27 protein-coding genes, 1 tRNA gene and 1 pseudogene are annotated in these 23,581 nt (G+C 63.4%); 15 read left to right on the forward strand and 14 right to left on the reverse strand.

The genetic code is table 11. From position 1 onward, the window contains the following. Positions 1–144: 144 nt before the first annotated feature. On the reverse strand, positions 145–852 hold the full coding sequence (locus QYH69_RS08920; protein WP_308831525.1) for a 4'-phosphopantetheinyl transferase superfamily protein: 708 nt from the start codon (positions 850–852) through the stop codon (positions 145–147). Here QYH69_RS08920 and QYH69_RS08925 point away from each other — a divergent pair. Continuing rightward, on the forward strand, positions 851–1,198 hold the full coding sequence (locus QYH69_RS08925) for a hypothetical protein (protein ID WP_308831526.1): 348 nt from the start codon (positions 851–853) through the stop codon (positions 1,196–1,198). The genes QYH69_RS08920 and QYH69_RS08925 overlap by 2 nt on opposite strands. On the opposite strand, the gene QYH69_RS08930 is transcribed toward QYH69_RS08925, so the two are convergent. Then, complete coding sequence (locus tag QYH69_RS08930; protein WP_308831527.1) at positions 1,191–1,925, reverse strand: Crp/Fnr family transcriptional regulator; 735 nt, start codon at positions 1,923–1,925, stop codon at positions 1,191–1,193. The two genes, QYH69_RS08925 and QYH69_RS08930, sit on opposite strands and share 8 nt — an antisense overlap. A 1,266-nt stretch (positions 1,926–3,191) precedes the next feature. On the opposite strand from QYH69_RS08930, the gene QYH69_RS08935 reads away from it, so the two are divergent. Together QYH69_RS08935 and QYH69_RS08940 are read left to right on the forward strand one after the other, a co-directional pair. After that, positions 3,192–3,908 carry a FadR/GntR family transcriptional regulator gene (locus QYH69_RS08935; RefSeq protein ID WP_308831528.1) on the forward strand — a complete coding sequence of 239 codons (717 nt, stop codon included), beginning with the start codon at positions 3,192–3,194 and terminating at the stop codon, positions 3,906–3,908. A 94-nt stretch (positions 3,909–4,002) separates the two neighbouring features. After that, positions 4,003–4,989, forward strand: a complete 987-nt coding sequence (locus QYH69_RS08940) for a Gfo/Idh/MocA family oxidoreductase (protein WP_308831529.1) — start codon at positions 4,003–4,005, stop codon at positions 4,987–4,989. 99 nt (positions 4,990–5,088) lie between these two features. Here QYH69_RS08940 and QYH69_RS08945 read toward each other — a convergent pair whose 3' ends face one another. From QYH69_RS08945 to QYH69_RS08970, 6 genes are all read right to left on the reverse strand, one after another. Then, the gene (locus QYH69_RS08945; protein ID WP_308831530.1) at positions 5,089–6,126 is read right to left on the reverse strand and encodes a quinone-dependent dihydroorotate dehydrogenase; all 1,038 of its coding nucleotides are present in this window, start codon (positions 6,124–6,126) and stop codon (positions 5,089–5,091) included. Between the two features lie 71 nt (positions 6,127–6,197). Further along, positions 6,198–7,064: an arginyltransferase gene (locus QYH69_RS08950; RefSeq protein WP_308831531.1), complete on the reverse strand. Its 867-nt coding sequence runs from the start codon at positions 7,062–7,064 to the stop codon at positions 6,198–6,200. A 155-nt stretch (positions 7,065–7,219) separates the two neighbouring features. Continuing rightward, on the reverse strand, positions 7,220–7,963 hold the full coding sequence (gene aat / locus QYH69_RS08955; RefSeq protein WP_308831532.1) for a leucyl/phenylalanyl-tRNA--protein transferase: 744 nt from the start codon (positions 7,961–7,963) through the stop codon (positions 7,220–7,222). An 8-nt stretch (positions 7,964–7,971) separates the two neighbouring features. Then, positions 7,972–8,517 (reverse strand): NUDIX hydrolase, encoded by a 546-nt coding sequence (locus tag QYH69_RS08960; RefSeq protein ID WP_308831533.1) that lies wholly within the window; start codon positions 8,515–8,517, stop codon positions 7,972–7,974. Between the two features lie 414 nt (positions 8,518–8,931). Next, positions 8,932–9,321 (reverse strand): hypothetical protein, encoded by a 390-nt coding sequence (locus QYH69_RS08965; RefSeq protein WP_308831534.1) that lies wholly within the window; start codon positions 9,319–9,321, stop codon positions 8,932–8,934. 992 nt (positions 9,322–10,313) lie between these two features. Next, positions 10,314–10,390: transfer RNA gene (locus QYH69_RS08970), tRNA-Met, on the reverse strand. Positions 10,391–10,635: 245 nt separating this feature from the next. On the opposite strand from QYH69_RS08970, the gene QYH69_RS08975 reads away from it, so the two are divergent. Together QYH69_RS08975 and QYH69_RS08980 are read left to right on the forward strand one after the other, a co-directional pair. Continuing rightward, the gene (locus tag QYH69_RS08975; protein ID WP_308831535.1) at positions 10,636–11,133 is read left to right on the forward strand and encodes a heme-degrading domain-containing protein; all 498 of its coding nucleotides are present in this window, start codon (positions 10,636–10,638) and stop codon (positions 11,131–11,133) included. Between the two features lie 10 nt (positions 11,134–11,143). Then, positions 11,144–11,476, forward strand: coding sequence for a DMT family transporter (locus QYH69_RS08980; protein WP_374992376.1), 333 nt, complete (start codon positions 11,144–11,146; stop codon positions 11,474–11,476). A gap of 79 nt (positions 11,477–11,555) precedes the next feature. On the opposite strand, the gene QYH69_RS08985 is transcribed toward QYH69_RS08980, so the two are convergent. After that, the gene (locus QYH69_RS08985; RefSeq protein ID WP_308831537.1) at positions 11,556–11,963 is read right to left on the reverse strand and encodes a hypothetical protein; all 408 of its coding nucleotides are present in this window, start codon (positions 11,961–11,963) and stop codon (positions 11,556–11,558) included. Between the two features lie 136 nt (positions 11,964–12,099). Further along, positions 12,100–12,297 carry a hypothetical protein gene (locus QYH69_RS08990; RefSeq protein ID WP_075157384.1) on the reverse strand — a complete coding sequence of 66 codons (198 nt, stop codon included), beginning with the start codon at positions 12,295–12,297 and terminating at the stop codon, positions 12,100–12,102. Between the two features lie 270 nt (positions 12,298–12,567). On the opposite strand from QYH69_RS08990, the gene QYH69_RS08995 reads away from it, so the two are divergent. Together QYH69_RS08995 and QYH69_RS09000 are read left to right on the forward strand one after the other, a co-directional pair. Further along, a complete protein-coding gene (locus QYH69_RS08995; protein ID WP_308831538.1) occupies positions 12,568–12,861 on the forward strand; it encodes a hypothetical protein in 294 nt (97 codons plus the stop codon). Positions 12,862–13,074: 213 nt separating this feature from the next. Next, on the forward strand, positions 13,075–13,362 hold the full coding sequence (locus QYH69_RS09000) for a DUF1488 domain-containing protein (protein ID WP_308831539.1): 288 nt from the start codon (positions 13,075–13,077) through the stop codon (positions 13,360–13,362). A gap of 140 nt (positions 13,363–13,502) precedes the next feature. Here QYH69_RS09000 and QYH69_RS09005 read toward each other — a convergent pair whose 3' ends face one another. Next, positions 13,503–14,501, reverse strand: a complete 999-nt coding sequence (locus QYH69_RS09005; RefSeq protein ID WP_308831540.1) for an NAD-dependent epimerase/dehydratase family protein — start codon at positions 14,499–14,501, stop codon at positions 13,503–13,505. Positions 14,502–14,595: 94 nt separating this feature from the next. On the opposite strand from QYH69_RS09005, the pseudogene QYH69_RS09010 reads away from it, so the two are divergent. Together QYH69_RS09010 and QYH69_RS09015 are read left to right on the forward strand one after the other, a co-directional pair. Beyond that, positions 14,596–15,219, forward strand: a pseudogene (locus QYH69_RS09010) (TetR/AcrR family transcriptional regulator); the annotation flags it as partial. A gap of 131 nt (positions 15,220–15,350) precedes the next feature. Next, entirely contained in the window at positions 15,351–16,481 is a 1,131-nt protein-coding gene (locus QYH69_RS09015; RefSeq protein ID WP_308831542.1) for an enoyl-CoA hydratase/isomerase family protein, read from the forward strand. Positions 16,482–16,516: 35 nt separating this feature from the next. On the opposite strand, the gene QYH69_RS09020 is transcribed toward QYH69_RS09015, so the two are convergent. Further along, complete coding sequence (locus QYH69_RS09020) at positions 16,517–16,942, reverse strand: hypothetical protein (RefSeq protein WP_075157380.1); 426 nt, start codon at positions 16,940–16,942, stop codon at positions 16,517–16,519. Between the two features lie 503 nt (positions 16,943–17,445). Between QYH69_RS09020 and ssuD the strand changes: the two genes are divergently transcribed. Genes ssuD through QYH69_RS09035 form a run of 3 tightly spaced genes read left to right on the forward strand, consistent with a single transcriptional unit; the run spans position 17,446 to position 20,490 of the window. Then, positions 17,446–18,603, forward strand: coding sequence for an FMNH2-dependent alkanesulfonate monooxygenase (ssuD, locus tag QYH69_RS09025; protein ID WP_308831543.1), 1,158 nt, complete (start codon positions 17,446–17,448; stop codon positions 18,601–18,603). A gap of 19 nt (positions 18,604–18,622) precedes the next feature. Next, the gene (gene ssuC, locus QYH69_RS09030) at positions 18,623–19,441 is read left to right on the forward strand and encodes an aliphatic sulfonate ABC transporter permease SsuC (protein WP_308831544.1); all 819 of its coding nucleotides are present in this window, start codon (positions 18,623–18,625) and stop codon (positions 19,439–19,441) included. Next, positions 19,438–20,490, forward strand: a complete 1,053-nt coding sequence (locus QYH69_RS09035) for an ATP-binding cassette domain-containing protein (RefSeq protein ID WP_308831545.1) — start codon at positions 19,438–19,440, stop codon at positions 20,488–20,490. The genes ssuC and QYH69_RS09035 overlap by 4 nt, the downstream gene beginning before the upstream one ends. A gap of 83 nt (positions 20,491–20,573) precedes the next feature. Here the strand turns inward: QYH69_RS09035 and QYH69_RS09040 are convergent, their stop codons facing one another. Beyond that, positions 20,574–20,864, reverse strand: a complete 291-nt coding sequence (locus QYH69_RS09040) for a hypothetical protein (RefSeq protein WP_374992374.1) — start codon at positions 20,862–20,864, stop codon at positions 20,574–20,576. Positions 20,865–21,114: 250 nt separating this feature from the next. On the opposite strand from QYH69_RS09040, the gene QYH69_RS09045 reads away from it, so the two are divergent. Both QYH69_RS09045 and QYH69_RS09050 read left to right on the forward strand, forming a co-directional pair. Further along, positions 21,115–21,312 carry a hypothetical protein gene (locus tag QYH69_RS09045; protein WP_308831547.1) on the forward strand — a complete coding sequence of 66 codons (198 nt, stop codon included), beginning with the start codon at positions 21,115–21,117 and terminating at the stop codon, positions 21,310–21,312. A gap of 86 nt (positions 21,313–21,398) precedes the next feature. Further along, the gene (locus tag QYH69_RS09050; RefSeq protein ID WP_308831548.1) at positions 21,399–21,647 is read left to right on the forward strand and encodes a DUF6566 family protein; all 249 of its coding nucleotides are present in this window, start codon (positions 21,399–21,401) and stop codon (positions 21,645–21,647) included. Between the two features lie 146 nt (positions 21,648–21,793). Here QYH69_RS09050 and QYH69_RS09055 read toward each other — a convergent pair whose 3' ends face one another. Next, positions 21,794–22,084, reverse strand: coding sequence for a hypothetical protein (locus QYH69_RS09055; protein ID WP_308831549.1), 291 nt, complete (start codon positions 22,082–22,084; stop codon positions 21,794–21,796). A gap of 475 nt (positions 22,085–22,559) precedes the next feature. On the opposite strand from QYH69_RS09055, the gene dusA reads away from it, so the two are divergent. Then, positions 22,560–23,570, forward strand: coding sequence for a tRNA dihydrouridine(20/20a) synthase DusA (gene dusA, locus QYH69_RS09060; protein ID WP_308831664.1), 1,011 nt, complete (start codon positions 22,560–22,562; stop codon positions 23,568–23,570). Positions 23,571–23,581: the final 11 nt, after the last annotated feature.

Raw genomic sequence — 23,581 nt, forward strand, 5'->3', positions numbered from 1 at the left:
CGGGCGGAAAATGGCCGCCGTGCTCGAGCGGGTACCGAAGCTTTCATGTGTAACGCGGTGAGTGCCGTGGTCGTGAATGCCGCGCACGGTCGGCCGGTTCGCACGCATCCGGTCGAGTGCGCCGCCGCGCCGCCGCGCCGACGGTCAATTCATCCTGACAATCGACCAGTCGGTGCGGCGGGCAGCCACCGCTCCCGCGCACGCCGGACTCAAAGAGAGGTCGCCGATACGCCAATGCGCCGCCTCTCCGGCGTCGCCGCCGACGAAGCGCGGCACGGTATCGCCGCGAACGGAGAGATCGAATTCGAAATGATCCGGTGGCAAGGTGAAGCCGGTGCCGAGCGCTTTCAGGCAGGCCTCTTTGCGCGCCCAGCTTTCGAAGAAGACCGCTTGCTGTTGCGCGTCCGGCATTGCGCTGAATTCCGCGTGCTCCCGAACGGAAAATACTTCGACCGGCACGCACGCTTCGATCGGGCGCACATGCTCCACATCGATGCCGACTTCGAAACCGCTCGAGACGGCAAGCGCCGCCGTATGCTCGCTATGACTGAGATTGAAGCAGATCGCCCGTCCGCGCGGCGCGGATGTGCAGAAAGGTTTGCCGTCCGAACCATATTCGATGGAGACAGCATGCGCCGGCAACCCGAGATAGCGGCCGAGCAGCTGCCTCAGTTCGCCTCGTCCTGCGACGTAACGGCGGCGATGCCTGTCGAAGCGGAACTGGTTGGTGCGTTCGCGCTCCTGCGTCGATAGGGTTTGCCAGTACCGGTCGATATCGTCATCGCCGACATCGAGATGCCACTGCCAGACATGCACTTCGTGTGCAGATGGCGGTGTCAGGAAAGCAGACATGGAAAGCCTCGATTCAACTGACGGCGGCCTGATCTCGCGTCGTGAAACGTTGCGTGCGCAACGTGATTCGACGTGGCCGGCGATCAGGCATCTGCGCCAGACCGGCAAGGCAGGAGCCGCACACGCGGCCGCCGCCCGCCCGTTTCCCCGTTCTTCTGTTCTTGCGTTGTTGCGAGAAGCGCTTCCACGCCGCGATCCACGCGCCCGCACGCTGGCGGCGTGCGTCCAGGCGGCGCGCAGTGCCTGGGAAGTCGAAGACTGCTGTTGTCGTTGTTTTGAACCGGTACGACGCGATGGCCCGCATGACGGCCTGCTGCGACGGTCTTATCGCGACCCGATCAGCTGACCGCTTCGGCCTGGCGCAGACGCGGCAGCAGACGGTCGAATTCGCGCCGCACGAGTCCGTAGCATTCGCATGCCTTTGCTTCGAGTCCCAGGCGATTGAGCACCTTGATATGGCCGCGGCTGTGATGAATGAGCCCTTCGTTATGGAGCTTGCCGGCCGCTTCGGTGATCCCTTCACGGCGCACGCCGAGCATGTCCGCGATCAGCTGCTGCGTGACGGTCAGCTCGTTCGACGCGGTGCGGTCCACTTCGATGAGAAGCCAGCGGCACAACTGCTGGTTCAGCGAATGGTGCCGGTTGCACGCCGCCGTTTGCGCGACTTGCGTGAGCAGCACGTGCATGTAGAGCAGCATCAGGCGGCGCAGGAAGTCCGAACGTGCAAACTGCTGCTTGAGGCACTGTGCGGTCATGCGGTAGGCGAAGCCGGCCGATTGAACCTGCACGCGGCTCGGCATCGTTTCGCCGCCGGTCAGAATCGGTACGCCCGTCATCCCTTCGCGGCCCACAGCGGCGATCTCGACCGAGCCGCCGTCTTCCATCGTCGAGAGCATCGAGATGATCGCGGTGGTCGGAAAGTACACATGGTGAATGCGCTGCGCGGAGTCGCACAGCAGTTGCTCGGCGCGCAGATGAACGAGTTCGAGATGGGGCGCCAGCGCCTGCCACTCATGCGACGGAAGAGCCCCGAGCAGGTGGTTGCCGTGCAGATCGGATTGAAGGGTGAGCATAATCGGTCCTCGCATCGAAGCCGCTTGCGGCTTCTGTTGTATTCCGTTTCCGTCGCCTCGCGCTGCGCCGCCTGGCGGGCGGCCGAGGGGGCGGGAACGGCCCCGTAATGCGGTGCGCGTCGAGCGTCAAGCGCCATTTGCGTCCGTGCATGTGTGTTGCGCCTCACTTTTAGCGAGGACTATGCCAACCGGTCACACAACGAGCGCTGATGCGATGCAGCGAGCCAGGCGAGTGTCCTCGAGCGGTCGAAATGTCTGTTTTTGTTTCAATTCTGTAAAACGCAATCTGCGCGTGATATTGGCTCCGGAATCCAATTTCGTATGATGCAAGTGATTGATAATATTAGATTTATCTAACTTTATCGTGTTTGCAGGCAGAGTCCGCGCCGGGTCCGGGCGCGTGATTCGAGTGGTTTTGCGCACGCGACCGGGTTGTGCCAGAAATGATTCAGTTGTGTTCTATCGCTTGCGTGCGTTGGCGAACACAACAGCGGCGCGAACTGCGCTTGCAGCGTCGGAAAAAATCCGGCTGTTGGACCCGCTACGACACTCGAAGCGTGCGACGCGAGGCGCTACGCTCACCACAGGCCGATCTTGCGGCTGCATGCGAGTATCCGGCGTTCAGTGCCGCACTGTTCGCATCGAATGGCAGTATCGGCAGTCCTCCGGACGTGCGGTGTCGCACTTGTATCGTCAACTTTAAACAGAGCAATGAGGGTGTCCGGTTCGTATCTTCGCCCGGCCTTCAGGCGCCCTCGTTGCGCATACAACTCATGAATAGCTAGGATAACGAATAAATTCTCAGACGCCGGATGTGGCGTATGTAGCGCATAACGAGCCGGGTTTTCAGGCGCGCCATGAACTCACGAGCAGTGTCCGATTCGCACGCATGCACAGCACCGAGAGAAATACGTCACACGTTACGTGGGTTGTACGAGCAATCACGCTTGGCTGTGTGCTCCCTCGCACAGAATTTGCGGTTAATCGTCTGTTCCAATCGATTGCGGGTACTGCATGAACTTTGCTGTCGGGGACGCCAGGCAATGCAAAATTTCCAGCTCGGCGTGTGTGGTATCGCTGCCAGGCGTGCTTCGCTTCATCTCGCGTTGCACGAACGAAACAATTCGTAAGAGGGATAACCCTGTTAGGAAGTTTCCTAACTGGCGCATGCGTATCGAAGCAAGCAACGTGTCGAAATTAGTACGACTACACGGCACATGAAGCGCGTGATCAACGGGTACCAAACGCCGAGTCGGGGAGAAAGATATGGAACAGGCAACGAAGGAGCGGTCGCTCGTCAGCAAGGTAATGGACGGTCTCGTGACGGGGATCGTCGAAGAAAAATACGGTGCTGTATTGCCTCCGCAAGACGTGCTGTCGAAAGAGTTCGACGTGAGCCGCACCGTGATGCGCGAGGCACTGTCGATGCTGCTCGCGCGTCACATGCTCGATGTGCGTCCGAAGATCGGCACGCGCATCAGGCCGATGCGCGACTGGCGGATGATCGACGAAGACGTCGTGAGCTGGCGGTTTCGCGCGAAGCCCGATCCCGAGTTCCTGCGCGACGTCATCGAGTTCAGGATGCTGATCGAGCCGCGCGCATCCGCCCAGGCGGCCAAACGCGGCAACGCGGCGGATATCGCGGCGATCCGCGAGGCGTTCGAGAGCTTCCGCGTCATGCGGCCGGACGACCCGGGTCACCAGGCGGCCGACGAACTGTTGCACACGCGGATAGTCATTGCCAGTGGCAACCAGTTCTTCCAGCAGATGGCTGCGATCGTGCGTGGCGCCTTATCGGCGTCGACCCAGTTCGTGAACGCGGACGAGGCAGTGTGGGACGAGGTGATCCGCAAGCACACGCGTGTGGTCGAAGCGATCGAGCGTCACGATGCGGCCGAAGCCGAGGCGGCCTCGCGCGACCTGATCGAGTTCGCGGCTGACGAGATGGGCGACAGGAAAGCACCGAACGGCAGTCACGAGTGACGAAGAGGTCGCGTCCCGGCTGACCGGTTCGGCAAACGTCCGCGCGTGCGCGACAATAGCGCTTTCGCACAACCGGACCGGATCCGAACAACCGATGAGTCACGATACTGTCGTTCGCTGGGGCGTCGTGGGCGCGGGGCGTATTGCGCAGCGCTTCGCACAGAGCCTGGCCTTCGTGCCGGGCGCCGAACTGGGCGCGCTATGGTCGCGGCGCGCCGAGGCGACTGAAGCGTTTGCGCGGGAGTATGGCGGCGCGGCTTGCGTGCCGTGCGCGAGCCTCGACGCATTGCTCGACAGCGATATCGACGCCGTATACATCGCCACGCTGCAGGACAGCCACGCGCAATACGCGCACGCCGCGCTGCGGGCAGGGCGCCACGTGCTGTGCGAGAAGCCCGCGACGATCAACGCGGCGCAACTCGACGACGTCTTGCGCGCTGCGCGCGATGCCCGGCGGCTGTTCATGGAGGCGATGAAGCCGCCGTTCTATCCGCTCTATCGCAAGCTGCGCGCGCAGCTTGCGGCGGACCCGATCGGCAAGGTGGGCTTCGTGCGCGCCGGCTGTTCGATTGCGAATGCGCCGGCCGATCATCCGGCCTTTTCATTCGAACATGCGGGCGGCGCGCTGCTCGATATCGGCATCTATGAATTCTTTCTCGCGGTCGACTGGCTCGGTGCGCCGCTCGACGTGCAGACGCTCGGCCGCCTCGGGCCGACTGGCGTCGATACGTTCGCGAGCCTCAATTGCCGGCACGAGCGCGGTATCGCGCAACTGTTCTGCGGCCTCGATCTGCACGGCAAGGGCGATGCGTTTATCGCGGCAAGCGATGGCCACGTGACGATTCACGAGAACTGGTGGAATCCGGTGCGGGCGACCGTGCGTTATGTCGATGGGCGGGTCGTCGAGCTGGACGCGCCGTTCGAGGGCGGCGGGCTCAACTACGAGACCGCGCACTTCTGCGAACTGATCCGCGCGGGGCAACTGGAAAGCCCGGTGATGCCCCACGCGACGTCGCGCCATATGATCGCGATGGCCGATGCGGCGCGCGAAGCGCTTGGATTGCGCTTTGCGGGTGAATAAGCGCGGCGAATAAGCGGGGCAAGCGAGCGGGGCAAGCGAGCTGGCGATGGAGATCGGCGCGGGTAGGGCGCGGTTCGATGCGACGCGTTCGCTGCCGCGCTACACGGCGTGTACTCGCGCCAACGCGTCCGCACACTCGGCGACGAGCGACGGCCCGCGATAAACGAAGCCCGTGTACAACTGCACGAGCGATGCGCCGGCCGCGATCTTCGCGAGCGCGTCGGCGCCCGAGAAAATGCCGCCGACGCCGATAATCGGCAGCGCGTCGCCGAGCTCGTTGCGCAATTTGCGGATCACCTGATTCGACGCGTCGAACACCGGCTTGCCTGACAGGCCGCCGGCCTCGTCGGCGTGCGGCAGACCGGCGACCGCGCTGCGCGACAGCGTGGTGTTGGTCGCTATCACGCCTTCGATCTTATGGCGCAGCAGGGTATCGGCAATCGACCTGATCTGCTCGTCGTCGAGATCCGGCGCAATTTTCAGCGCGAGCGGGACGAGCTTGCCGTGCAGATCGGCGAGGCGCTGCTGCTTGTCCTTCAGCGCAGCCAGCAGCGCATCCAGTTCGCCCGCGCCCTGCAACTGGCGCAGGTTCTTGGTATTCGGCGAAGAGATGTTGATCGTCACGTAGCTCGCGAACGGGTACACGCGCTCGAGACAGTAAAGATAATCTTCCGCGGCGCGCTCGATCGGCGTATCGGCGTTCTTGCCGATGTTGAGGCCCAGCACGCCGCGATAGCGCGCGGCTTGCACGTTCTTCACGAACTGATCGACGCCGGCGTTGTTGAACCCCATGCGGTTGATCAGCGCATTCGCCTGCGGCAGCCGGAACATGCGCGGTCGCGGATTGCCCGGCTGCGGACGCGGCGTGACGGTGCCGACTTCGATAAAGCCGAAACCCAGTGCGGCAAGTCCGTCGATGCAGGCGCCATCTTTGTCGAGACCTGCCGCGAGACCGACGGGATTGCGAAATTCGAGGCCCATCACGGTGCGCGGCGCGTCGGGCACGCGCGCGGCAAGCGCGCTCGCCATGCCGGTGCGGCCGGCGGCGCCGAGCATGCGAAGCGTCAGATGGTGGGCATCTTCCGCGTCCATGCGAAAGAGTTGGGCGCGTACGAGCGGGTAAAGGGAACTGAACACGAAAGGGCGGCGCCGAAGATGGTAACCCGCTATTTTACGACGACGCGCCGGGCGCTTTCGGGCGCCGGCGTCTACAGGTAGACCGGGCCGCGGCGGCCGTGTGTCGCGGCATCGATGGCCGACTCAACCGGATTCGAGGGATCGAGCACCTTCCAGTTGCCGTCGACGAGTCCTTCGAGCGGCCGATAGTTCGACTTGTACGCCATCTTCGGGCTTTCGCGGATCCAGTAGCCGAGATAGACGAACGGCAGATGCAGGCTTTTTGCCTGCTCGATCTGCCACAGAATGTTGTAAGTGCCGAAGCTGCTGCGCGGCTGATCCGGATCGAAAAACGTATAGACCGAGGACAGGCCGTCACCGAGGATGTCGATCATGCTGATCATGCGCAGCGCGCCCTGGCGGCCGGCTTCGTGCGGGCTCGTGCCCAGTTGTCCCGCGCCCGGGTATCCGCCCTGGTCCGGCGCCGGTTCGCGGAACTCGACGAGCCGTGAGTTGATCCTGCTTTGCAGCAGAAACTGCTCGTACTGGTCGCGGCTGTCGCGATCCATGCCGCCGCCCGCGTGGCGCGCCGACTGGTAGCGCATATAGAGCGCGTAGTGCTCTTCGTCGTAATGAAGTGGCGTGACCTTCGCGACGAGCCCGCTGTGCAGCTTGCCGATGCGCCGCTGTGTGCGGTTCGGCGCAAACCGCTCGACCGGCACGCGCACGGGAATGCAGGCGCGGCAGCCGTCGCAGTAGGGCCGATAGGTAAATACGCCGGAGCGGCGAAAGCCTGCCTTGACGAGGTCGGTATAGACGTCGGAATTGATCAGGTGGCTCGGCGTCGCGACCTGCGAGCGCGCGATGCGCCCTTCCAGGTAGCTGCAGGGATACGGCGCCGTTGCATAAAATTGCAGCGCGGAAAGCGGTGAAAGCGGCAGCTCGTTCGGGTGAGTCACGTTGGCAGCTCTCGAAGCGTCTCTATCACGGGCACATCCGCAATTGCGGGCCGGGGTGTTCTTCGCATCGGTGTTCCAGTTGCACCTGATTGCGCTGTTCGGCGGCGCTGAGTGGCGGCTTGATTCGCGTCACGAATTCGCTTCGCGGCTTCGTGTCACGAATTCGCTTCGCGGCGGGTGAGATCGAGCAGCACCGATTTGTCGAAGCGCCAGGGAATCGGCGGCGCATCGACCGATGCGCGGACATGCGCGACAAACGCCTTGCGCGCGATCTCGCGGCCGCCCAGCGACGCCAGATGCGACGTGTTCTGCTGGCAGTCTATCATTTCTATTTCATGGCGTTGCAAGTGCGCGACGAGTGCGGCCAGCGCTATTTTCGATGCATCGGTCGCTTCGGCAAACATCGATTCGCCGAAGAACATCCGGCCGAACGACACGCCATACAATCCGCCGATACGCATGCCATTGCGCCAGGTCTCGATGCTGTGTGCATCCCCGCGCCGGTGCAGCGACGTATAGGCATCGATCACATCGGCGGTGATCCATGTGCCGCGCTGCCCGCGGCGCGGCGCCTGCGCGCAGGCGCGCATCACGGCCGCGAAGTCGTGATCGACGCGCACTTCCCATGTGTCGTCGCGCACGACGCGCTTGAGCGTCTTGCGAAGCGACGGCGACACTTTGAATTCGCGCGGCCGCAGGATCATCCGCGGGTCGGGACTCCACCACAGCACCGGTTGACCGTCCGAGTACCACGGAAAGATGCCGCGGCGGTACGCTTCGATAAGGCGCGACGGCAGCAGATCGGCACTCGCGGCGAGCAGGCCCGGCGCGCCGCTCGTCTCGCCGAGCGCGCGGTCGACGGAGGGAAACGGGTCATCGGGGCCAAGCCAGGGGACCATGCGGCCGCTCAGCCTTCGCGCAACGAGCGGAAGATGTCGCCGGTGTGAAGGCCGAAGCTGCCCGAATTCCGGTCGGCGAAGAAGAAGCGCAGCGTCTGCCCGACAGTGGGGAATGCGATGTCGTCCCACGGGATGTCGCGTTCTTCGAAGAGCTTCACTTCGAGGCTTTCTTCGCCGGCGGCGATATCGAGATCGAGCAGGCGCGCGAGGTAGAACAGATGCACCTGATGCACGTGCGGCACATTCAGAAGCGTGTAGAGGCTTTGCACCTCGACGCGCGCGCCGGCCTCCTCGAGCGTTTCGCGCGCCGCCGCTTCCGCGGTGGTTTCGCCCATCTCCATGAAACCCGCGGGCAGGGTCCAGTAACCGTAGCGCGGTTCGATTGCGCGACGGCACAGCAGCACCTTGTCGTCCCAAACCGGGACGGTGCCGACCACATTGCGCGGATTCTGATAATGCACGGTGCCGCAATTCGCGCAGACGAAGCGCTCGCGGTTGTCGCCGGGCGGAATGCTCACGCTGACCGCGTGGCCGCAGACAGAACAGAATTTCATGGAAACAGGGACGGGAATCGGTGATGGGAGTTTATCACCGGGTCGAAATTCCGGGACGCGCGGTGCTTGCGAGAGGTATGTGTAGCGGTCGAGCGGAGGCGGTGCTGGCTGTCTGTACCTATCGCGACACGTTCACAGGATCACGCTTGAGGTCTTGCATTGCTGCCTCAATTCGATGCAGTTCGCCATCGTGGCGCGGCCTGAATGCGTTGCCAGGGGAGCCCCGCCGAAGCAAGGACATGCGTGCTCACTGCGCCTGGTGCGCCATCGGCGCGCCCCAAGGAACTGCAATCCGCTTGAACGTTGGGCCTGGCAAACGATCCGAATAGGCCTGTTCCGAAATACCACCTTTTCCAGCCGCATACCGGTAGATGATGTATCGCCTGGCCGACTCATTTCTCCCCGGGTTTGGAATCAGGACCATCGTTGCGGTTGGCACAGATATACAGCTGATGGGCGGTAGCGTTCGGCAAAGCCGATCCGCTCGTTTCTCTGGGCCCGCGTGTTGTAGCGAAGCGCGACGCCTTGCACGTAGTTAGAACCGAATTCGCCCGATATCACCAGAACCCGCTCCCTCGTGCCGGCGCATGCCGTCTCGACGGAGTCGCCGCGCGCCTGTTCTTCTTCACCCTCATAGATGCGTTGCGGCGTACTGCCGTCGTAGCTGAGGTAGTAGAGGGCGGTGCTACCAATCGGCCTATCGCGCATTAGCCGAACGCTATGGCCTCGATCTGTACCAAGCCGACAGTCGGCAACGACTTCCATGCCAAACGCTGTGTGATGAAAGACACCCAGCGCAAGCATGAAAAGTATGTTCCTGGTACACGCGCTCATCTCACCATGTCCCTGAGAAGCTGCATGTTTTCGGGGTCATCCTTTAGCCTGTCGGCGCACGCCTTTATCTTCCTGTAATAGATGCCGTTAGAGACGCCGCGATACTTTATGTATGCTGCTGCGACAGCATCGGTCGCGGCGGTGCCCTGCGCGTTTCTCACTAACAGTGCAAGGTATTCCGTTCCCGTCTGTACGTTCGTTGCGTCTTCAACGAATTGCGCGCTATCGTGAGAGTGATCCGCTTCGGTGTATAGCGAATCCGTCTTCCGGGACATAGACAATTAAGCGATGCGCCGCCATTCGCTAACGGCAACATGGCCGGATATCGTTTTGGCCTCGCGGTGCGGGCTATCCGTAACCAGTCGCCGTTATCCAGCATGCTGCGCGATCACAAAGCTGTTTGCGTTATCGCCCGGCTTACCGATGCCCGTAACGATGCGCGCGTTTGTACCGTCGCGATACTGGATGGAATCGCCAACGCGCCCGGCGGGGCAACAAAGGCCCTGAACGTCAAGATTACATGTCACGCGTCGCGCAGCACGCCGCCGCGCGCGGTGGTTGCACCTTGCACGGCAAAGCGAAATTCTGGTTCGTGCAAAGGTGCTGTCCGGGGCGAATCGGGATGGATTGGGCGCGATCGTTACGGTGTGACGCCGCAAGGGGCGTTCTGATTCGAAAGGGGGGCGTATCGGTTGTCTCGCGAGCGCGTATGTGATGACGATCGCGACGGTGTGCGTCGCGAGGCCTTAGCGCGATGACGCGAGGCAACGCAATCCATAAGGATCGCGAACTGATCGGAGAGGGTGGCACGCGACGATGCCGCAAAGCACGCGGGCAATAAAAAACCCGCCGTAGCGGGTTCCAGAGCGGCGACAGTTCGCCTAAAATGCGCAGGCATTGTCCTGAGAATGTCCTAGCGACAAATCAGGGCAACTGCCACGGACTAGAAGCCTTACTGCACTTGGTTGCGGGGGTAGGATTTGAACCTACGACCTTCGGGTTATGAGCCCGACGAGCTGCCAGACTGCTCCACCCCGCGTCCGTCGAAGAAAAGATTATAGGGCAAGCCCTCTTCCCGCGCAACACCTTTGTTCGCTTCGACATGTTTGCGCATCGAGCGACGCGCAATCTGCACACACGTTTCAAAGCACATATCGCCGCGCCCATCTCGCGTCCGACACCGCGGATATCGCAAGCGGCTGCGCTAGAATCGCTATTCGATCTGTGCAGCGGCGCCTCGTCGCCGTAGCGTTCTTTCTCCCTCTCTCTGCCAATCAATCGCACATGGACATCGTTCACGATCTGCAAGCGATCGCCGCTCAGGAAAAGGCGCTGGTGTTCGCGCAATTCGATCCCGATCGCGCATGGCAACTCGGCGCGTACCTGCATGAAATCGCCAAGGCGCGCGGGCTCGCACTTGTCATCGATATACGCACGTTCGGCCAGTTGCTGTTCTTCAGTGCGCTCGACGGCGCGACGCCGGACAACGTCGAGTGGGCACGCCGCAAAGGCAACGTCGTTGCGCACTTCCGGCGTAGCTCGTACGCAGTCGGGCTCAAGCTGCAGCAATCGGGCGCGACACTGGCCGACAAACATGGGCTCGCCGTTGCCGACTACGCCACGCATGGCGGTGCATTTCCACTGGCGGTGACAGGCGCCGGCGTGATCGGCTCGGTCACCGTATCGGGCTTGCCGCAACGCTCCGATCACGAGCTCGTCGTCGAGGCGCTTTGCGCTCAACTCGATCAGGACTATAGCAGGCTCGCGCTCGCGAAGGCCTGAAGCGATGCGCTTGCCGCCTTATGCGTTACTCGCGATTGCGATCGCCGCGGAAGTGATCGCCACGTCCGCGCTGCGCGCATCCGATGGCTTCACGCGATGGTTGCCGGCCGTCGTCGTCGTGCTCGGGTACGGCGTGTCGTTCTACCTGCTGTCGCTCACGCTGAAAAGCATTCCGGTCGGTGTCGTCTATGCGATATGGTCGGGCGTCGGCATTGTGCTGATCACACTCGTGGCGCTCGTGATGTACAGGCAGGTGCCCGATCTGCCCGCGGTGGCGGGACTCGGGCTCATCGTCGCCGGTGTGGTCGTGCTCAATCTGTTTTCGAAGATGCAGATGCACTGACGCGTGAATCCCGATCGACGGACGCAGCGAAAGCCGCCATCGCGCGGGCGTCGCGGCGGCGCATTGCACTGCGTCGCCCTTACTTGCAACGAATGATCATCGAGCGGTTCTTCACGTTGGCCGACACGACATTGGTGATACCGCCGCCCGCCGTGCCGCCTTCGTCGTTGTCCTTCGAGACGATGTCGTACCCCGTCGGTCCGCAAGCCTTGCCCGCCTGCACGTAACACGAAGCCCAGCTCGATCCCGCATCGGCGCCGCTGCAATTGACCGCGAAGCCGGTCTCGCCGTTCGGCAGATTGATCAACGACGTCGTGTTCGACGACGCGCACGCGGCGAGGCTCGCAGCGACCAGCGCAATGCCGGGCAACAGCGCGGCGCGTACGTGCGCGGCACTCGGACGCGTGGCGTGCGATGCCGTGCGCGGCGAAAGCGCCGGGTCAAACGCAGATCGTGACGAACGCAAGCGCGTCGTGAGGTACTTCATGGCATGTCCTCTTGTGATGAATTCGTGGCTGGCGACAACGCGATGCCTCGAGCCGATGCACGGATCGGCAAGCATCGAAACGTGTATGTCGACGGGTCGACGATTTGCGCCCGCGGGGAAAAGATCGCGTCGCGCATCAGCCCACGCCCGGTTCGATGCGGATACCCGCCTTTCCGACCGCCCGCCGGCTGTCGCCGCCTTCTTCGCTTGACGCGTCTTCCCAGATGCTGATCGCTTTCGGCATATCGATGCCGTGTTCTCCCGCATAGGAAAACCACGCGTTTGCCGCATCGGGCTCGGCCACTTCCGTGTTCCGAAGGAAATATTTTCCCATATCGCTAGTTCCGGTTGACGAATATGCACGACTGACGTTGCTGGTCGGCCGTGCGGCGCTGAATTGTCGTATGCCGGATCGGCACGCGGGGTTCGACCGATGTGCGGCGAATAAGTGCATTGCGCAACGGACACGTCGCGGCCCGGCCTGCGCGTCGCGTGACAGCGGCGCGCAGGTGGCGCAAGCAGGTCCACAGAACTAATTTTCCTTGCAGGCGCCTTATATCCATACGCACGAGCGTCGATGCAAGAGCGTCACACGGAGGTTGAAATGGCAGAACGCGTCAGCGGACCCTATCGCGGCTACTACATCAGCGCGGCCGCGCGGCTCGTCCATGCGAACGAATCGGCGCCGTCGCCGGGTACGGCCGCCGGAAGCACGGGCGGAATCTATGTAGGCTCGGTCAGTCTGTCGCAGCGCGGACCGGACGACGTGCATCGCATCGAGACCTTGCTCGATCTCGGCGACGGACAGCGATTCGCGACCGAAGCGGCCGCCCTCGAGCACGTCGAGCGAGCCGCGCGTGCCTATATCGATCGTCTGTTGCAGGTATCGTCGGCGTAAATACGCTTTAGCCGCAATGGCTAGCGGCTGTGGGCGCCGAGCGGCCGGGCGCGGGTGGGCGCGGTCGCGGCGCCCGGCTGGACTGACGATTGCGGGGACGAGTACCATAGCTCCCCATCAGCCCGACAATGCCCGATCGGCCCAAGCAGCTCGAGCTGCGTCGCCGTGCGGCCGTGTCGGCTTTTGCACGATCATTCAGATGATGAGGCGAACATGGACATCCGCTTTCCCGCGGACGCGCCCGCGTACCGCGATTCGAATCTGACCGTCGTCTTTCGCGCGCTGGTGGACGGCGAGCCCGTGCCGTGCGCGATTTCGGTCGAAGCGCTCGAAGATCACTTCGGTGCGCCGTCTTACGATCGCGACGGCTGGATGCGCGCATTCGACAATGGCCGGCCACGCATCGAGGCGGTTGCGCGCGAGCACTTGCAGATCAGCAAGGGCACGCCGGTGCTGCTCAAGAGCGGTCATTTTCCACCCGGCGACAACGTGCGGTCGTGAATGCGGGTCTTGCCCCGCGTACCGGGGTGCAGGCGGGGGGCGCAGGCAGATTTCACGCGCCGCGTGATCGCCGTGTGATCGATTCGTTTGCGCCGCGTCGCGAGACATCGCGTTGAGCGAATGGATCCCAAGCGACTTCCTCATCGGCCTTGCGGCATGCGGCCCTGCAGATCCAGTGCCCGCTGCGCGGCTTCGAAAGACAGTCGAATCCCTTCGTCATATGGCGTTTTGCTGATCGGACCGATTAGCGCCTCGAGCGCCGAGTCGTCGAGGATGACCGGGTCCGTCAGCAGATAGTGCATTTCGACCAGCTCGCGCATCAGCGGATTGAAGAGGCCCATCGCGCGCAGCATTGTCTTGCCGGCGACCATCAGCTTCGGTTCGCGGCCCGCCAGCGCATACGCGCGCGTCGCGACCTCGCGCGGCGTGATCGTGCCTGCACCCGCGAGATGAAGCACGCGGCCATAGGCTGCCGGCGTTTGCGCAAGCGTGGCGACGATGGGTCCGAGGTCGGGCATGAAAATGAATTCGTGCGGCATGTCGATTGGCCCGATCATCTGAGCGCGGCCGCCGCGCGCCGCGCCTTCGAAAACGCCGTGCAGGAAGCTGCGTTCGACACCCGGGCCGTAGAAATCGGGCAGGCGCAATACGAGCGTCGACAGGCCGTTGCGCCCGTGCGCATCGAGCACGAGATCCTCCTGCTCGCGTCGCATGCGGCCCTTGAACGTATGCGGTTCGCGCGGATGCGCTTCGGTAACCGGTCGCTGCCGCGGGCGCCCGTACGGATAGACCGTGCCGATCAGGATCAATCGCTCGACACCGGCCGCATTGAGTCCTGCCAGCGTGTTGCGCATCAATGGCGGATGCGTCGCAAAGCGGTCGTAAGGCACGCCGACGAGATAGACCGCGGCTTGCAGTCCCGCGGCTGCCGTTGCGACCGACGACGGGTTGTCGGGATCCCAGATCACGATGTCCGCGCCCGGATCGTTGCCGAACGCGGCCTCGAGCGCCTGCCGCGAACGGCCGATAGCGCGAAAGCGCATGCCTCGTGCGCGCAGCGCCGCGGCGATGCTGCGGCCCGCCGCGCCGGCAGCGCCGAATAGGCCGATGCGAGCGGGAAGGGTGCGATCGTTTTCCATCAGAACTCTCGGGAATGGTTTCGGTGAACACTGTTCAGTAAACGATGTTCAGTTTAATTTGACATTTCAGTTTGTCAATCCGAAAATGCAGCGCATGGGAATTGCCGAACGAAAAACCCGCGAAAAGCAGGTACTGCGCGAGCGCATCCTCGAGGCATCGCGCCGCATCGTGATGCGCGAGGGATTTGCTGCGCTGTCGATGCGCAAGATCGCCGACGCGATCGAATATTCACCGGCCACGCTCTATCTGCACTTCGAGAATCGCGACGAAATCGCGCGGGCGCTGTGCATGGAAGGTTTTGCGCAGCTGATCGAGACGCTCAAGCCGCATATGTCCGTCACCGATCCTGCGGAACGCCTGAAGGCGATCTGGCGCGCATACGTGGCATTCGGCATCGAACATCAGCAAACGTACCGGCTGATTTTCATGGAAGATCCGACTTACGTCGGCGCCGCCTTCGAAAGCGCCGCACAGGCCGGCGACGATACGGGCGAAGCCACGTTCCGGCTCGTTGCCGATGCGCTCCACGAAATGAAGGCGCAGGGCCGTTTGCCCGCGTCGGCCGATAGCGACGTGTGGACCGAAGCGTTGTGGGCGACGATGCACGGCATTGTCGCGTTACGGCTGACCTGTCCGGTTTTTCCCCGCACGTCGCTTGATACGGTGGTAGACGCGGCGCTCGATGCATGGCTCGGCGAACGCTCTGCGCGCGCTGCGGAAATCGCGAAGCCGGCGCGCAAACGCGCGACGCGTAAAACCTAACGCCGAAAGCCGCGCGTCACGTTGCATGACATCGGTACGTGTTACCGTTCACCCTGTCGCTTGTCACTATTATCTGCATTATTCCCATGTCGACTCACTCACCGCTAGCCGCTGGCGAAGACGTCGCGACCTATGTCGCGAATCGCATCGGCTTCATCGAACTCGACCGTCCCAAGGCGTTGAACGCGCTGTCGACCGCCATGATTCGCGCGATGCACGCCGCGCTCGACCGCTGGCGCGACGATCCGGAGGTGCTCGCGATCGTCGTGCGCAGTGCGAACCCGCGCGCGTTCTGCGCGGGCGGCGACATCCGCTTCCTGTACGACGCGCAGCAGCGCGGCGAGCGCGATGCGCTCGATACGTTTTTCATCGAGGAATACCGGCTCAACCATGCGATCTTCACGTATCCGAAGCCGTATATCGCGCTGATGAACGGCATCGTGATGGGCGGCGGCATGGGCATTTCGCAGGGCGCATATCGCACGGGCGGCCTGCGCGTCGTGACCGCGTCGACGCGCATGGCGATGCCCGAGACGCGCATCGGGCTGTTTCCCGATGTCGGTGTCGGCTGGTTTCTCGCCCGCACGCCGGGTGCGATCGGGCGTTATCTCGCAGTCACGGGCGAGTCGTTGGGGCCGGCCGACGCGCTCTATGCGGGATTGGCCGATGCCTATCTCGAGGATGAGGCGCTAGCCGCGCTCGTCGACCGTCTGAAGACCGAAGCGTTCGAGCGCGGCGCAGACGTCGTGAGTTGCGTCGCGCGCGAAGCGGCCGCGTACAGGGTTGTGCCGACGCCCGATACATCGCCGATCGCCGACGCGCGTGCGCTGATCGACCGGCACTTCGCGCTGCCCGACGTCGCGCAAATCATCGCGTCGCTCGATGCGGAAGGCGATTGCGCGAATGCGGATTGGGCCGAGCAGATCGGCGGCGTGTTGCGCGAGCGCTCGCCGCTTGCGATGGCGGTTTCGCTCGAAGTGGTCACGCGCGCGGAAGGCACGATGGCCGATTGCCTGCGCCGCGACCTCGATCTGACGCGCTCGACGTTCGAGCGCGGCGATGTCAGCGAAGGCATCCGCGCGCGCATCATCGACAAGGACAACCGGCCGAACTGGCGTTTCGCGCGGGTCGAGGATGTACCGGCCGAGTATGTGGCAGGCATGTTCGAGAGCCCGTGGCCGGCGAACGAGCATCCGTTACGCGACCTCGTCGGCTGAAGCGAAGCGGCGAGCGCGAGCCAGCGAGCCTCGCGCTACGATTCGCTGTCGCGGGCCATGAACGCGCGCATGAAAACGAGCGCGCCCCAGCCCCACATCGCATTGGCCGCAAAGCCGACCGCAAGGCGCGGCAGCATATTGCCGGCGGGCCAGATGCCGCGGATCGGATCGACGACGAACACGCTGCCCGCCGTCAACACGATGCCGCCGAACAGGAACGCGGGCACCCACGGCGCCGTGCGTTCCGGCGAGACGCGCAGCAGCCACGCCATCAGTACGCCCCATACGGCGCTCCAGATCGCATTGGCGATGAATTCGGGTATGTCGAGCGGCGCGAACGGCGCGGTCGAAAAACCGCTCAGGTCGATCACGCCGGCCGCGTGCAGCAGGCCCAGTGTCGCGTCATGGAAAAACAGCGCGGCGAGAAATCCGGACACGAACGGCAGTATGAGTTTTTGCATCTATCGCACACGCGCGAAACGCAAGGCCGGTGCGGCCAGGCGGTATTGAAAGCGGAAACAGCGAGCGGGACCAGCGGGATCGTCGCAAAACGAGCGTCATTATATAGACGGTGCCTCGCTATCCGGTCCGATTCGACGCGATTTGCGGCGCGTGGTGTTGCATAAATGCAAGCGTGCGGCGGGCTGTCGTCATCGACACTCGACATACCGTGCGAATGCGTCAAATCACGAATGCGCAAAACCTAAGCTCGAAAAAATCGTTCTAAACACGCCGGCCCGTCCGTAGACTGTTTTCGATGCAGACGGCGCGTGCGCCGTGCTCCATTGCCATGCCGCGCAGTCGACGCGCGGACGGCGCGACTCCCTTTCCTTACCCGCTTGACCGGTGCGCCGCGGCGCACGGCCCGGGTGCGCTCGCGCGTCGCGCAAGTTGCACGGGCAACGTTTACGGCGTGCTTGATTCAACTAATCGAACGGCAATTGGCGATACGCAGGAGTTTCAAATGAACGTCTTCTGGTTCATTCCCACGCACGGCGACACGCGCTATCTCGGCACGTCCGAAGGCGCGCGCGCCGTCGATTACAACTATCTCCAGCAGATCGCGAGCGCTGCCGACACGCTCGGCTACGAAGGCGTGCTGCTGCCGACCGGACGTTCATGCGAAGACGCATGGGTTGTCGCATCGAGCCTGATTCCGGTCACGAAGCGGCTCAAGTTTCTCGTCGCGATTCGCCCCGGCATTACGTCGCCGGCCTTGTCCGCGCGCATGGCGGCGACCTTCGACCGGCTCTCGGGCGGGCGTCTGCTGATCAACGTCGTGACAGGCGGCGATACGGTCGAACTCGAAGGCGACGGCCTCTTCGTCGATCACGACACGCGCTATGAGATCACCGGCGAGTTCCTGCATATCTGGCGCGGTCTGCTTGCGGGCGCGCATCGGAAGGCCTCGCTCGACTTCATCGGCAAGCATCTGAGATCGAAGGGCGGCAAGCTGCTCTATCCGCCGGTGCAGGACCCGCATCCGCCGCTGTGGTTCGGCGGCTCGTCGCCGGCCGCGCATGACATCGCCGGCGAGCATATCGATACGTATCTGACGTGGGGCGAGCCGCCTGCCGCGGTCGCGCAGAAGATCGCGCAGATCCGCGCGCGCGCCGGACAGCACGGGCGAACCATTCGCTTCGGCATCCGCCTGCATGTGATCGTGCGCGAGACCGAGAACGAAGCGTGGGCCGCCGCCGACAGACTCATCAGCAAACTCGACGACGAGACGATTGCACGCGCGCAGGCGTCGTTCGCGAAGATGGATTCGGAGGGGCAGCGGCGCATGGCCGCGCTGCACGGCGGCAAGCGCGGTAGTCGCAAAGACCTGGAAATCTATCCGAACCTGTGGGCCGGCGTCGGCCTCGTGCGCGGCGGCGCAGGCACGGCGCTCGTCGGCAGCCCGCAGCAGGTCGCGCAACGCATGCAGGAGTATGCGTCGCTCGGCATCGAGACGTTCATCCTGTCGGGCTACCCGCATCTCGAAGAGTCCTACCGTTTTGCCGAGCTCGTGTTTCCGCTGCTGCCGGGCCGGCAACGCGCAAGCGCAAACGGACCGCTGTCGGGGCCGTTCGGCGAAATCGTCGGTAACCACCATGCGCCGCAGGCCGCGCAAAGCTGAAACGGGGGAGGGCGTATCGATGTCTGCTACTGCGGCGGTCGCCGTCGACAAGCGGTACTTCAGCGCGTCGTATGGCGCGCGCATCGCGCCGTGGCTCGTGCCGCTCGCGATTCTGATCGCGTGGGAGTTCGCGGCGAAAAGCGGCGTGCTGTCGACGCGCGTGTTGCCGGAGCCGCTTGCGGTCGTGAAAGCCGCGTGGTCGCTGATCCGTTCGGGCGAAATGTGGGCCGACGTGAAGGTCAGCACGTGGCGTGCGATATCGGGTTTTGCGCTGGGCGGTGGCATCGGTTTCGCGCTCGGGCTCGCGACGGGGCTTTTCCGGCCCGCCGAAGTCGCACTCGATTCGACCGTGCAGATGATCCGCAATATTCCCGCACTCGCGATGATTCCGCTCGTGATTCTATGGTTCGGCATCGAGGAGGAAGCGAAGGTGTTTCTCGTCGCGCTCGGCGTGTTCTTTCCGATCTACGCGAACACGTTCCACGGCATCCGTTCGGTGGACGCGAATCTGGTCGAGATGGCGCGCAGTTATGGCGTAAAAGGTTTTGCACTGTATCGCGAGGTGATTCTGCCGGGCGCGCTGCCGTCGATTCTCGTCGGCGTGCGTTTCGCATTGGGGCTCATGTGGGTCACGCTGATTGTCGCGGAGACGATCTCGTCGCAGTCGGGCATCGGCTATATGACGATGAATGCGCGCGAATTCCTGCAGACCGACGTGGTGGTGGTCGGCATCCTGCTGTATGCGGTGCTCGGCAAGCTCGCGGACCTGCTCGCCAAAGCGCTCGAGCGCGTCACGCTGCGCTGGCATCCTGCTTATCAACAAGGGACGAAGACATGAGTGCGACTGGATTATCGACGCCGTCGCCCGGCAGCGGGTTGCTGCGCGGCGCCGACCGTGAGCGGGAGCAGCGGCGCGCGCGCGAAGCGGATGCCGGTGCGCCGACGCAGCAGACGCAAGCGCACGGCGCAGCGGGCCATGGCGCGTTGTTACGCGAAGAGGTCGCGCAGCGCTCGCGCTCCGCGGGGCAGCACGCTGTCACCGAACGGCGCAACGCCGATTACTCGGTCGAGCTGCGCGGCGTACGCAAACGGTACGGCGCGCGCACGGTGCTTGCGGATCTCGATCTGTCGGTCGAACGCGGCAGTTTCGTGTCGATCGTGGGGCGCAGCGGCTGCGGGAAGTCGACGCTGTTGCGGCTCGTCGCCGGACTCGAAACGCCGACGGCAGGCACGCTCGAAAAACACGCCGAAAGCAGTGCGTCGAACGAAGCAGCCGGCACGGCCTCGAACGCCGCGCGTTTCGACACTCGCATCATGTTTCAGGACGCGCGCCTGCTGCCGTGGAAGAGTGTGCTGCAGAACGTGATGCTCGGCCTCGGCCGCGGTGCGCGGGAAGATGCGCGCGCGGTACTTGCCGAGGTCGGCCTGATCGAGCGTGCGAACGACTGGCCCGCGCAACTGTCCGGTGGCCAGCGGCAGCGCGTCGCCCTGGCGCGTGCGCTTGTGCACCGGCCGCACCTGCTGTTGCTCGACGAACCGCTCGGCGCGCTCGATGCGCTCACGCGCATCGAAATGCATGCGCTGATCGAACGCCTGTGGCGCGAGCATCGCTTTACGGCATTGCTCGTCACGCACGATGTGCAGGAGGCCGTTGCACTGGCCGACCGGATCCTGCTGATTGAAGCTGGGCGCATTGCGCTCGATCTGCCGGTGCCGCTTGCGCGGCCGCGCGAGCGCGCGTCGGCGGGCTTTGCGCGTATCGAGGATCGCGTGCTGCACCAGGTACTCAGGCGCGATGCCGGCAGCGATGCGCGATCGGGAAACGCGCATGCGGGTTCGCATGCCGATTCGCTTTTTACGACCGACGGATCGATCGCACGGCTTTGACCCGTTCCGATTCGTTCCGGACTGAGGCGCGGTCTCGCGAGCATGCGCACGAACAGGGCTCGCGCGATCGCGCTACAACGGCATCACTTCGCGTTGGCCGCGCTGGCCGGCGGGTAGTGCATCATTTTGTCGTTGGTCGGTTTGCGCGGTTTCTTGACCGGCATATTGTCCGGATTTTCGCCGCCCGACGCCGCTGAAGGCGGTTTGACCATCGATGCCCCGCTGTCCTGCGCAGGCGCATTTTGCATAGGGGCTTGTTGCACAGGCGCGTGTTGTTGCGCGAACGCAGCACCGCTCGCCAGTGCGGTCGCAATCAGAACGACGCCCGACCCTACGGCTGGCGCCAGCGTTTTGCGCAGTTTCATTCCGTTCATCGATCCTCCCGGGTTTTTGCCCAGTTTCTGTTCGTCTTTTCTGCGTGTCATGCATCATGCGCGACCCGTCCCTTCGTAGACAGCGGGCCGCTATGAAGATTCGCGCGCGTGTCCGCGTGCAACACGCGCATTGCGTGCAGCAACGGCCGGCATGCCTCGCTGGAAGTGCTAGCATGAATCGGGCAACGACGGTGAATGCAGGCCGCAAGTAAACGCCGCGAACAAGGCCGTTCCTCATGCGGAGGTAGCAATGATGAAAGCGCTGAGTCCCGATGCGATCGACACGTTGCGGCACCTGAACGATGCGCCATCCGGCGCGCAGTCCATCCCGCCTCGGGCCACGGTGGTAGCGGAACTGCTGGGCGCCGGCCTCGTCGCGAAGGCTGGCCGCGATGGCATCGAAATTACCTGCGATGGCAGGAAGTACCTGTCCGGCGATTGCGATTGACGACGATGCATGCGAGGTGCGAACTCGTGCGCTGACGACGTCTGACGTTTGACCGACGCGGCACGAGCCGCATCAAGGAGCCTGACATGGAGCCGACGGGGCTCGACATGGGCGACTATCGGGAGCGGTACAAGGAATTCGCTATCGAGGTCGCGGTCGAACAGGTCCTTACTGGCGTGAAAGCGCACTTCCGCGTGTTGAAAGATGGCGCTGTCGCATTGGACTGGCACCTCGTGCACATCGACCGGTTCTGGCCGACTGAACGCGCGGCCGCGGAGGCGGCGCTTCGCGCCGCACGCGCCATGATCGACAAGGGTCTGGACGCCGCCGCGTAGTCACGCGCTTGCCGCAAGGCGTAAGGCGTAAGGCGCAAAAAAAACGGGCGCCCGATTGAACGCCCGTTTTCTTGGGGACCTGCCTTCAGCCACGAGCGGTTGACCTCGTGCGGTCAGCTGGCCCGCGTCGGCTCAGTGGCGGCGGCTTAGTGACCCTTGAACACGCCATCGTTGTTGCCCGATGCCGATTGGCGCGCGTTCGAAACGCGGTAGCCCGTTTGCGTCTCGCCCGAACGCACGCCGCCGTAGGCGACTGCATTGTCGTCGATCTGTTGCTGTTCGGCAGCCAGCGTTTGTGCGCTTTCGCCACGTTGCGAGGCCGGTGCGCCAACGTTCGGACGGTAGAACGGAGCCGGACCATAGCCGCTAGCGAAAGCAGGAGCGGCGACAACGGCGGAAGCGGCGAGCAGGGCAGCGGCGATAAATTTGGTCTTCATGACAACCTCCAGTAAGTTTCGATATTTGCTGAATGTCGCGTCCGTCGGCGGGGCGAAAGGTTTGCGACATCGTTGGAGCGCAGTGTATACCCTTACTATCGGAGTTTTGTACGCGATATCTCGAAATTACTTTTCTGTCAATCGAAACAATCCCTCGGCCTTATCTGACGGGGCTTTCAAGGGTTTTCCCCTGTTATTCCAGTCCGACGTTATCCAATAATTGAGAAGGCGCAACGGCTGAAACAGATGGGGACGGATCGGGGCATGGGCTCGCATTACGTTAAAATGCGCCTCGATCCCAGCCTCGACCGCGGCGCGTTGCGCTGCTTCGCATTTCCCACAGATTCCGATGTCTTCTTCTTCGAACCGGGCCTCGAACCAGGCCTCGAACCGGGCCTCGAACCAGGCCTCGAACCAGGCCTCGAACCAGGCCTCGAACCAGGCCTTGAGTCCTCGCCGCGTCAGCGTTGCCCCGATGATGGACTGGACGGACCGTCACTGCCGTTCGCTCCATCGCGCGATTTCACGTCATACGTGGCTGTACACCGAGATGGTGACCACTGGCGCGCTGATTCACGGCGACGTCGCGCGCCATCTCGCGTTTACGCCCGACGAGGCGCCCGTTGCGCTTCAGCTGGGCGGCAGCGAACCGGACGACCTCGCGCGTTCGGCGCGTCTTGGCGAGCAATGGGGTTACGACGAGATCAATCTGAACTGCGGCTGTCCGTCCGAGCGCGTGCAGCGTGGCGCGTTCGGCGCGTGCCTGATGAACGAGCCGCAGCTCGTCGCCGACTGCGTGAAGGCGATGCGCGATGCGGTGTCGGTGCCGGTTACGGTCAAGCACCGCATCGGCGTCGATGCGGTCGAGCACTACGAGTTCGTGCGCGACTTCGTCGGCACGATTGCCGAAGCGGGCTGTGGCGTGTTTATCGTGCATGCGCGCAACGCGATCCTGAAGGGCTTGAGCCCGAAGGAAAACCGCGAGATTCCGCCGCTCAAGTATGAATACGCATATCGGCTCAAGCGCGATTTTCCGGATCTCGAGATCATCATCAACGGTGGGATCAAGACGCTCGATGAAGTCGCCCTGCATCTCGAGCATGTCGACGGCGTGATGCTGGGTCGAGAGGCTTATCACAATCCCTATCTGCTCGCCGGCGTCGATGCGCGCTTCTACGGTTCGACCGATGCGGCACCGACGCGCGATGAAGTCGAAGCGAAGCTCGTCGACTACTGTGCAACCGAACTCGCGCGCGGCACCTATCCAGGCGCGATCGTGCGGCATGCGCTTGGGCTTTATCGCGGGGTGGCCGGTGCGCGCGGGTGGCGTCGTGTGCTGTCCGATAGCCGCAAACTCGCGGCGCGCGATCTATCGATCTTCGATGAAGCGCGGCAGCATCTGCTGCGTGCAGTCGCCGAAAGTGAGGACGACAAGTCGGGTCGCAATGACGTGCAAAGCGCCGCCGCGGTCGAAATGTTGGAATAAGGGCTAGGCAA

The organism is Paraburkholderia sp. SARCC-3016, from assembly GCF_031119615.1.
In the GTDB taxonomy this organism is placed as follows: domain Bacteria; phylum Pseudomonadota; class Gammaproteobacteria; order Burkholderiales; family Burkholderiaceae; genus Paraburkholderia.

What these genes read in the sequence shown, in the direction of transcription:
- QYH69_RS08925 (WP_308831526.1), top strand. Translation starts at nt 851, where the DNA reads ATGGAAAGCCTCGATTCAACTGACGGCGGCCTGATCTCGCGTCGTGAA.
- QYH69_RS08920 (WP_308831525.1), bottom strand. Translation starts at nt 852, where the DNA reads ATGTCTGCTTTCCTGACACCGCCATCTGCACACGAAGTGCATGTCTGG.
- QYH69_RS08930 (WP_308831527.1), bottom strand. Translation starts at nt 1,925, where the DNA reads ATGCTCACCCTTCAATCCGATCTGCACGGCAACCACCTGCTCGGGGCT.
- QYH69_RS08935 (WP_308831528.1), top strand. Translation starts at nt 3,192, where the DNA reads ATGGAACAGGCAACGAAGGAGCGGTCGCTCGTCAGCAAGGTAATGGAC.
- QYH69_RS08940 (WP_308831529.1), top strand. Translation starts at nt 4,003, where the DNA reads ATGAGTCACGATACTGTCGTTCGCTGGGGCGTCGTGGGCGCGGGGCGT.
- aat (WP_308831532.1), bottom strand. Translation starts at nt 7,963, where the DNA reads ATGGTCCCCTGGCTTGGCCCCGATGACCCGTTTCCCTCCGTCGACCGC.
- QYH69_RS08960 (WP_308831533.1), bottom strand. Translation starts at nt 8,517, where the DNA reads ATGAAATTCTGTTCTGTCTGCGGCCACGCGGTCAGCGTGAGCATTCCG.
- QYH69_RS08965 (WP_308831534.1), bottom strand. Translation starts at nt 9,321, where the DNA reads ATGCTTGCGCTGGGTGTCTTTCATCACACAGCGTTTGGCATGGAAGTC.
- QYH69_RS08975 (WP_308831535.1), top strand. Translation starts at nt 10,636, where the DNA reads ATGGACATCGTTCACGATCTGCAAGCGATCGCCGCTCAGGAAAAGGCG.
- QYH69_RS08985 (WP_308831537.1), bottom strand. Translation starts at nt 11,963, where the DNA reads ATGAAGTACCTCACGACGCGCTTGCGTTCGTCACGATCTGCGTTTGAC.
- QYH69_RS08990 (WP_075157384.1), bottom strand. Translation starts at nt 12,297, where the DNA reads ATGGGAAAATATTTCCTTCGGAACACGGAAGTGGCCGAGCCCGATGCG.
- QYH69_RS08995 (WP_308831538.1), top strand. Translation starts at nt 12,568, where the DNA reads ATGGCAGAACGCGTCAGCGGACCCTATCGCGGCTACTACATCAGCGCG.
- QYH69_RS09000 (WP_308831539.1), top strand. Translation starts at nt 13,075, where the DNA reads ATGGACATCCGCTTTCCCGCGGACGCGCCCGCGTACCGCGATTCGAAT.
- QYH69_RS09005 (WP_308831540.1), bottom strand. Translation starts at nt 14,501, where the DNA reads ATGGAAAACGATCGCACCCTTCCCGCTCGCATCGGCCTATTCGGCGCT.
- QYH69_RS09015 (WP_308831542.1), top strand. Translation starts at nt 15,351, where the DNA reads ATGTCGACTCACTCACCGCTAGCCGCTGGCGAAGACGTCGCGACCTAT.
- QYH69_RS09020 (WP_075157380.1), bottom strand. Translation starts at nt 16,942, where the DNA reads ATGCAAAAACTCATACTGCCGTTCGTGTCCGGATTTCTCGCCGCGCTG.
- ssuD (WP_308831543.1), top strand. Translation starts at nt 17,446, where the DNA reads ATGAACGTCTTCTGGTTCATTCCCACGCACGGCGACACGCGCTATCTC.
- ssuC (WP_308831544.1), top strand. Translation starts at nt 18,623, where the DNA reads ATGTCTGCTACTGCGGCGGTCGCCGTCGACAAGCGGTACTTCAGCGCG.
- QYH69_RS09035 (WP_308831545.1), top strand. Translation starts at nt 19,438, where the DNA reads ATGAGTGCGACTGGATTATCGACGCCGTCGCCCGGCAGCGGGTTGCTG.
- QYH69_RS09040 (WP_374992374.1), bottom strand. Translation starts at nt 20,864, where the DNA reads ATGAACGGAATGAAACTGCGCAAAACGCTGGCGCCAGCCGTAGGGTCG.
- QYH69_RS09045 (WP_308831547.1), top strand. Translation starts at nt 21,115, where the DNA reads ATGATGAAAGCGCTGAGTCCCGATGCGATCGACACGTTGCGGCACCTG.
- QYH69_RS09050 (WP_308831548.1), top strand. Translation starts at nt 21,399, where the DNA reads ATGGAGCCGACGGGGCTCGACATGGGCGACTATCGGGAGCGGTACAAG.
- QYH69_RS09055 (WP_308831549.1), bottom strand. Translation starts at nt 22,084, where the DNA reads ATGAAGACCAAATTTATCGCCGCTGCCCTGCTCGCCGCTTCCGCCGTT.
- dusA (WP_308831664.1), top strand. Translation starts at nt 22,560, where the DNA reads ATGATGGACTGGACGGACCGTCACTGCCGTTCGCTCCATCGCGCGATT.